The organism is Bradyrhizobium genomosp. I (2014) (assembly GCF_000261685.1).
Taxonomy (GTDB): domain Bacteria; phylum Pseudomonadota; class Alphaproteobacteria; order Rhizobiales; family Xanthobacteraceae; genus Bradyrhizobium.
The window spans coordinates 26,231-33,624 of the sequence record NZ_AJQE01000295.1 but is presented as its reverse complement, the minus strand read 5'-3'; the positions used below and the strand labels follow the sequence as shown (position 1 = coordinate 33,624).

Genomic DNA, 7,394 nt, shown 5'->3' with positions numbered 1-7,394 from the left:
CCCGGCGCCCCGCCGATCGTCGGCTACTGGCTCGGCCGTCCGATCGCACCGATCGTCGCCCGCGCCAACATCGTGCTGTTCTTCGGCGCGTCGGATTTCTTCTCGATGGTCAGTTATGCAGCGACAGGCCTGATTTCGCGCGAATCGCTGGTGCTCTCGCTGATCGTCGGACCGGTCTATGCGATCGGAGTTGCCTTCGGTGCCTCTCTGTTCGGCCGCGCCAGCGAAAAGGTGTTTCGCGGCATCTGCTACGCGCTGATTGCGATAGTGGTGATTGCCGGGCTGCCGGTGCTGGATGGGGTGTTGCGTTAACTCTCTTCGTCATCCCTGCGAAGTGTTGCGACTTTGTTGCTATTGCCGCGGTGCCCTGCGCTTCTTCGTCGATTGCGTCGGCATGTCGGCCGGCTCGGGCTTGAGCGCGCCGATCTTGCGCAAGGCGGCATCAGCGGCGCGCTCGCCGCTTTCCCAGGCGCCGTCGACAGTGCCCCACAGCGTCTCGTGCGTGGCCTCGCCGGCGAGGAACATGTTTCCGATCGGCTCGCTCAGGGTTTTTCGCGAAAGCTGGCCGCCGGGCGAGGATGCCGACATCGCGCCCATCACATAGGGAGAGGCGTTCCAGCGCGTCGTACTGGCCTTCTGCACGGCGGAAGCGGCCTCTCTGCCAAACAGTTTTGTGATCCATTCCTTCGCGAAGGCGACCATGGCCTTCTCGCCCTGCTCGGAGAGATCGCGACCGAAGGAGCCGCCGACATCGATCGAACACAGCGAGGAGCCACCGATATTGGCGAACATGAGCGCCGTGCGCGTCGAATTGCTCTGCTCGATGAGAATATCGTCGCGCGACAGGCCGAGCGGATTGCCGGGCAGTTGCAGCACGATGCGATCGTAGCTGCCGAGGGTGAGCTTCGATGCCGCGTCCAACGTGCGCTTGGGAATGTCGGGTGCGAACCTGATCGCGCCCGATGTCAGTACATTGGTCGAGACCGTGATGATGGCGGCGCGCGCGGCGATCTTGCCGGCTTGCGTCTCCACGCTGACGTCGCGGCTGCTCCAGGCGATTCGGCTAGCTGGCGTCGACAGCGCCACCGGCGTCTGCTCGGCGAGCCTGGTGATCAGCGTGCCAAGGCCCTGGCGACAGGCGATCGCCGCGTTGCGATCCTGCGCGCGTCCCTTGTCGATCGCGGACAACTCCTTCAGGTCCTTGCCGGCGAAGCTCGCGCCCAGCATGAACTCGGCCGCGCCCGCCCAGTCGCCGAGATCCTTCGGCAGCACGGATGCGCAGGAGGTATCCAGCTTGCCGCGCGCGGCCTCGTCGATGGCGCGGTTGGCGCGCACCAGCGCGGCCAGGAACTGCTCGATCTCGCCCGCGCGCGCGTTGCGGCGGCCGATGCGCATCTTCTGGCCCGATGGCACCGGCAGCACGTCAAGCCCGACACTGCGCGCCAGCCGGATCATGGGATTTGTGTCGGGATTGTGCATCCAGCGTGCGCCGCGGTCGAACGGCGTGTCGAACGTCGTGCTGTCAGTGATGCAGCGGCCGCCGATCTGGGATGCCGCTTCCACCACGACGACCTTGCGGCCCATCGCCATGATGCGCCGCGCCGCGGCAATTCCCGCAGCCCCCGCACCGATGACGACGATGTCGGCCTCCCGCGGCAGGGGCGCGGCGATTGCGCGCAGGACCGGCATCGCCGCAAAAGCCGCCGACGCCGAAAGGAAGCCGCGGCGCGTGATTGTCATGTCATGGTTTCCGGGGACTTGCGGCCAAAGAGAACAGCCCGCGAACCTTGGCGTATCTGATGTTGCACGGCAACCATCATGGTGAATCAATCGTGCTTGATCTCACAGAGTGATGAACCGAATTGCAACACGTTTCGACCATGATAGAGAAAGGGAAAAGACGGCCGAAAAAGGCCGTGGGGGGAGTTTGACATGGGGACGGTCCTGGATTCGGTCGGCAAGGTGATTGCCGCGTACCTCTCGAAGGAGGTGCCCGGCTACGAGCCGTTCACGCCGAGCGACCCGGAGCATCTGCGCGGCGTCATCGAGCCCGGCGACGTGCTGCTGGTCGAGGGCAACAACCGCATCTCCGGCATCATCAAATATCTGACGCAGTCGACCTGGTCACATGCCGCGCTCTATGTCGGCCCGGTCGAGGGTGCGGAGGAGGCCGACGGCGAGCCGCATGTGCTGATCGAGGCCAATATCGGCGAAGGCGTCACCTCGGCGCCGCTGTCGAAGTATTTCCCGTATCACACCCGCGTCTGCCGCCCGGTCGGGCTGTCCTATGAGGACCGCACCACAGTCTGCCGCTATGCGATCAACCGCATCGGCTTCGGCTACGACACCAAGAACATCGTCGATCTCATGCGCTATCTGTTCCCGCTGCCGGTTCCGCAGCGTTGGCGCCGGCGCATGATCGCGATCGGCTCAGGCGACCCGACCAAGATCATCTGCTCGGCACTGATCGCGCAGGCGTTCGACGCCGTGCGCTATCCGATCCTGCCGAAGATCACCAAGGCCGGCAGCCGCGCCGCCCGCCGCGAGATCCTGCACATCCGCGATTCCTCGCTCTACATGCCCCGCGACTTCGACATCTCGCCCTATTTCGAAGTCGTCAAACCCACCATCGTGCACGGGTTCGACTACACCGTCCTGCACTGGGCCGACAAGCAGAAGCCGCTCGAGGAGGTAGCGGGCTCGTTCGGTGTGTTTCCAGAAACGGTCGTGGCGCCGCCGCTCGTTCCTGAAGCGATTGACGAAGAGGCGCCGACTGAGATTCCGGCTGAGCAAGTGAGTGCGCGGACCGCTGAAATCAGCACCAATTTCTCCGAGCATTTTGTGCAGCTGAGCGAACTCGCGATGTACCGCGCCCGGCGCCGCGGAAACGCCTGCGAGATCGCGGCATAACCCCGCTGTCGTCCCGGCGAACGCCGGGACCCATACCGCGAAATCTATCGTTCCGATCGTAGGCGTACCGAACGACCAATCTTCGTCAAGCTTCTCCCTGGGGTTATGGATCCCTGCTTTCGCAGGGACGACACCGACCTTGTGGGAAGATCTCGCCCAAAGCCGTCATTGCGAAGAGCGCGGCGACGAAGCCTGCGGAATCTTTCCGCGACGAATTCTGGATGATTCCGCCCCGTCAAGCTTCGGCGTCCACGTCGCGGCGCCCTCGCAATGACGAGAATTACCGTTCCGCCCGCCCGATCACCGCCATCAGCTCCGCGATCTTCTCGCGCTGGTCGACCTTGTCGCCGCTTGCAATGGCGTGCTCGACACAATGGGCGACATGGTCCTTCAGGATCTCCTCCTCGACCCGGCGCAGCGCGGCACGCACCGCCGAGATCTGCGTGACGATGTCGATACAGTAGCGGTCTTCCTCTACCATTTTCGAGAGGCCACGAACCTGGCCCTCGATCCGGCCGAGACGTTTTCCGACGGATGCCTTGATGTCCTTGCGCATGCGTTCTATATACCCCTACCGGGTATGGGTTGCAAGACCGGTACAAGACCAGGCACAAGGCCGGAGCATGGCAATGAACAACAACGAGCATCGTCACAACGCGGAAACCCATTCCGGATGCGGCTGTTCCGCGAAAGCTGCACCGCCGGCGGCGAAGCCCGCGACCTCCTCGTGCTGCGGCGGCGACGGCGATCATTCCAGCCATGCCCATCATCAGGGCCACGAGCACGGTGATGACGCGACCAAGGCGAAGGACCCCGTCTGCGGCATGACGGTCGACCCCGCGACCTCGAAGCACCGCTTCACACATCACGGCGAGACCTTCCATTTCTGCTCGGCCGGCTGCCGCACCAAGTTCGCCGCCGATCCCGCCAAGTATCTTGCGAAGGAGAAGACGCCCGAGCCGGAAATGCCCGCGGGCACGATCTACACCTGCCCGATGCATCCGGAGATCCGCCAGGTCGGACCCGGCAGCTGTCCGATCTGCGGCATGGCGCTGGAGCCTGAGATCGCGAGCCTGGAGACCGGCCCCAATCCGGAGCTCGCCGACATGACGCGCCGGTTCTGGATCGGCGCCGTGCTGTCGCTGCCGCCGGTGGCGCTGGAGATGGGAGGCCATCTCGCAGGCCCCCACAGCTGGATCGATCCGACGCTGTCGAACTGGATCCAGCTCGTCTTCGCAACTCCCGTGGTGCTGTGGGCGGGCTGGCCGTTCTTCGTCCGCGGCTGGCAGTCGCTGCTGAGGCGCAACCTCAACATGTTCACGCTGATCGCGATGGGCACCGGGGTGGCCTATGTCTACAGCATCCTCGGCACCGTCACGCCGCAGATATTCCCTGACACCTTCCGCGGCCATGAAGGCGCGGTCGCGGTCTACTTCGAGGCGGCTGCGGTCATCACGGTGCTGGTGCTGCTCGGCCAGGTGCTGGAGCTGCGCGCCCGCGATGCGACTTCAGGCGCAATCAAGGCACTGCTTCAACTTGCACCGAAGACGGCACGCCGCGTCAATGCCGATGGCAGCGAGCACGAGGTCGAGATCGACACGCTTCATGCCGGCGATTCCTTGCGCGTTCGTCCCGGCGAGAAGGTCCCGGTCGACGGCATCATCCTGGAGGGACGCTCTTCGCTCGATGAATCCCTGGTCACCGGCGAGTCCATGCCCGTGACCAAGGAGACCGGTGCAAAGGTCATCGCCGGCACGCTGAACCAGTCGGGCAGCTTCGTGATGCGTGCCGACAAGGTCGGGCGCGAAACGCTGCTGTCCCAGATCGTACAGATGGTCGCGGACGCGCAGCGCTCGCGCGCGCCGATCCAGCGGCTGGCCGACCAGGTCTCAGGCTGGTTCGTCCCGACGGTGATCGTCGTCGCGCTCGCTGCCTTCGGCGCCTGGGCCTGGTTCGGACCGGAACCGCGGCTGGCCTTCGGTCTCGTCGCCGCCGTCAGCGTGCTGATCATCGCCTGCCCCTGTGCGCTCGGACTTGCGACCCCGATGTCGATCATGGTCGGCGTCGGCCGCGGCGCGCAAGGCGGCGTGCTGATCAGGAACGCCGAGGCGCTGGAGCGGATGGAGAAGATCGACACGCTCGTGGTCGACAAGACCGGCACCCTGACCGAGGGCAAGCCCAAGGTGGTCGCGATCGTGCCGACCGCCGGCTTTGCGGAAGATGACATCCTGCGGCTTGCGGCCAGCGTCGAGCGCGCCAGCGAGCATCCCCTGGCGGACGCCATCATGCGCGCGGCCAGGGAAAAGCAGCTCGCCCTTGGCCAGGTCGAGCAATTCGATTCGCCAACGGGCAAGGGCGCGACCGGCAAGGTCGACGGCAAGACCATCGTGCTCGGCAATGCACGATATCTGTCATCGATCGGCATCGATACCAGATCGCTCGACACTGAAGCCGAACGGCTGCGTGGCGACGGCGCGACCGTGATCAACATGGCCGTCGATGGCCGGCTTGCCGGCCTGTTCGCGATCGCCGACCCGGTCAAGGCCTCGACTCCGGAGGCGCTCAAGGCGCTCGCGGCCGAAGGCATCAAGGTCATCATGCTCACCGGCGACAACCGCACGACCGCGCAAGCCGTGGCGCGCCGGCTCGGCATTGCCGAGGTCGAAGCCGAGGTGCTGCCGGACCAGAAGAGCGCGGTGGTCGCAAAACTGCAAAAGGCCGGCCGCAGCGTCGCGATGGCCGGCGACGGCGTCAACGACGCCCCGGCGCTGGCGGCGGCCGAGGTCGGCATCGCCATGGGCACCGGCACCGACGTGGCGATGGAGAGCGCCGGCGTCACATTGCTCAAGGGCGACCTCGTCGGCATCGTGCGGGCGCGCAAACTGTCGCAGGCGACCATGAGCAACATCCGCCAGAACCTGTTCTTCGCCTTCATCTACAACGCCGCCGGCATTCCGATTGCGGCCGGTGCCCTCTATCCCACATTTGGCGTGCTGCTCTCGCCGATCATCGCCGCGGCGGCGATGGCGCTGTCCTCGGTGAGCGTAGTCGGCAATGCGCTGCGCCTGCGCACAACGCGTCTGTGACCTGCTGGCAGACTCCCTCGCCTCCCTTCGGAGGAAAGGCTACAACCCCCCTGAGCCCGATGGAGAGGACCTGATGCAGCGGATAACCATCACGATCGAGGACGATCTCCTGGCGGAGATCGACGCCGCGGCGGAGGCGCGCGGCTATCAGAACCGCTCCGAGATCATTCGCGATCTCGCCCGCGCCGGCCTGCAACAGAGCACGGAGGACACGGCACAGACCGGCCAATGCGTGGCCGGTCTCGTCTATGTCTACGACCACGCCGCGCGCGATCTCTCAAAGCGCCTGGTGCAGGAATTCCACGGCCATCACGACCTCGCGCTGGCGACGCTGCACGTCCATCTCGACGACAACAATTGCATGGAGATGACGGCGCTGCGCGGCAACGCCTCCGAAGTCAGCCACTTCGCCGACCACATCATCGCCGAACGCGGCGTGCGCTACGGCCGCGTGGTGATGATTCCGACCGGCGAAGGCAAGCAGGCGAAGGCACGCAAGCACGGGCACAGGCATGGGTAGCCGGGCGCTTGCGTGCCCCGGACACGGTCGCGTCCCGGGCAGTCGGCCGCCCTTGCCGAAGCCGCATTGGGTGTCTACCTCTCGCGAAGTGTTGACCTGAGAGGGTGCCCCATGCTGGATGCCGCCATCAAGGCGCTGTCACAAATGATCTCGCCGCCGATGCGCTCGATCCTGTGGCGATCGATCGGCTTGGCGCTTGTGCTGATCACCGTGCTGGCGATCGGTTTGCAGCGGCTGCTCAGCTGGTTTGCGACCAATGGCGAGGTCTGGCTGGAGGGCCTGCTCGGGCCGGGCTGGCATTCATCGATCGAAGTCCTGTCGTGGATCGTCTCGATCGCGGCGGGCCTGGGAGTCGTGTTCGGCGGCGTCTTCCTGATGCCCGCGATCACCTCGCTGGTGGCGAGCCTGTTCGTCGACGACGTCGCCGACATCGTCGAGCGCGAGCATTATCCGGCCGAGCGGCCCGGCATGGCGCTGCCGTTCAGCCAGGCGATGCTCGAGGGCATCAAGACCGCCCTCTTGACGATCCTGGTCTACCTCGCCGCCTTGCCCCTGGTGCTGTTCGCCGGCGCGGGTTTCCTGATCTTCTTCCTCGCCGCCGCCTGGCTGCTCGGCCGTGAATATTTCGAGCTCGCCGCGATGCGCTTCCGCCCCCCGGAAGAAGCCAAGGCGATGCGGCGCGACCATGCCGCGACCATCTTCACCGCCGGCCTGTTCATCGCCGCCTTCGTCTCGATCCCGATCGTCAATCTGGCGACGCCGATCTTCGGCATGGCCTTCATGGTCCACATGCACAAGCGGCTATCGGGCCCGCGGCCCGAGCTGGTCGAGCCGGCGCGGCAGGTGCGGTGACGCTTCACTGCGTGCCAGCAAAGGTG

Annotated in this window: 6 protein-coding genes and 1 pseudogene; 5 read left to right on the top strand and 2 right to left on the bottom strand. The window is 65.5% G+C overall.

Annotated features, from left to right (window positions below; all coding sequences use genetic code 11):
- Positions 1 to 312 (top strand): annotated as a pseudogene (locus IC50_RS27660) (sulfite exporter TauE/SafE family protein); the annotation flags it as partial.
- A gap of 39 nt (positions 313 to 351) precedes the next feature.
- On the opposite strand, the gene IC50_RS27655 reads toward IC50_RS27660, so the two are convergent.
- Complete coding sequence (locus IC50_RS27655; protein WP_035712169.1) at positions 352 to 1,740, bottom strand: flavin monoamine oxidase family protein; 1,389 nt, start codon at positions 1,738 to 1,740, stop codon at positions 352 to 354.
- Positions 1,741 to 1,932: 192 nt separating this feature from the next.
- On the opposite strand from IC50_RS27655, the gene IC50_RS27650 reads away from it, so the two are divergent.
- On the top strand, positions 1,933 to 2,910 hold the full coding sequence (locus IC50_RS27650) for a YiiX/YebB-like N1pC/P60 family cysteine hydrolase (RefSeq protein WP_035712167.1): 978 nt from the start codon (positions 1,933 to 1,935) through the stop codon (positions 2,908 to 2,910).
- Between the two features lie 280 nt (positions 2,911 to 3,190).
- Here IC50_RS27650 and IC50_RS27645 read toward each other — a convergent pair whose 3' ends face one another.
- Entirely contained in the window at positions 3,191 to 3,466 is a 276-nt protein-coding gene (locus IC50_RS27645) for a metal-sensitive transcriptional regulator (protein WP_035712163.1), read from the bottom strand.
- Between the two features lie 73 nt (positions 3,467 to 3,539).
- Between IC50_RS27645 and IC50_RS27640 the strand changes: the two genes are divergently transcribed.
- The 3 genes from IC50_RS27640 to IC50_RS27630 all read left to right on the top strand — a co-directional run bounded on the left by IC50_RS27640 (position 3,540) and on the right by IC50_RS27630 (position 7,368).
- Positions 3,540 to 5,996 (top strand): heavy metal translocating P-type ATPase, encoded by a 2,457-nt coding sequence (locus IC50_RS27640; RefSeq protein WP_035712161.1) that lies wholly within the window; start codon positions 3,540 to 3,542, stop codon positions 5,994 to 5,996.
- A gap of 73 nt (positions 5,997 to 6,069) precedes the next feature.
- Entirely contained in the window at positions 6,070 to 6,516 is a 447-nt protein-coding gene (gene nikR / locus IC50_RS27635; protein WP_035712159.1) for a nickel-responsive transcriptional regulator NikR, read from the top strand.
- 111 nt (positions 6,517 to 6,627) lie between these two features.
- The gene (locus IC50_RS27630; RefSeq protein ID WP_035712157.1) at positions 6,628 to 7,368 is read left to right on the top strand and encodes a sulfate transporter family protein; all 741 of its coding nucleotides are present in this window, start codon (positions 6,628 to 6,630) and stop codon (positions 7,366 to 7,368) included.
- Positions 7,369 to 7,394 lie beyond the last annotated feature (26 nt).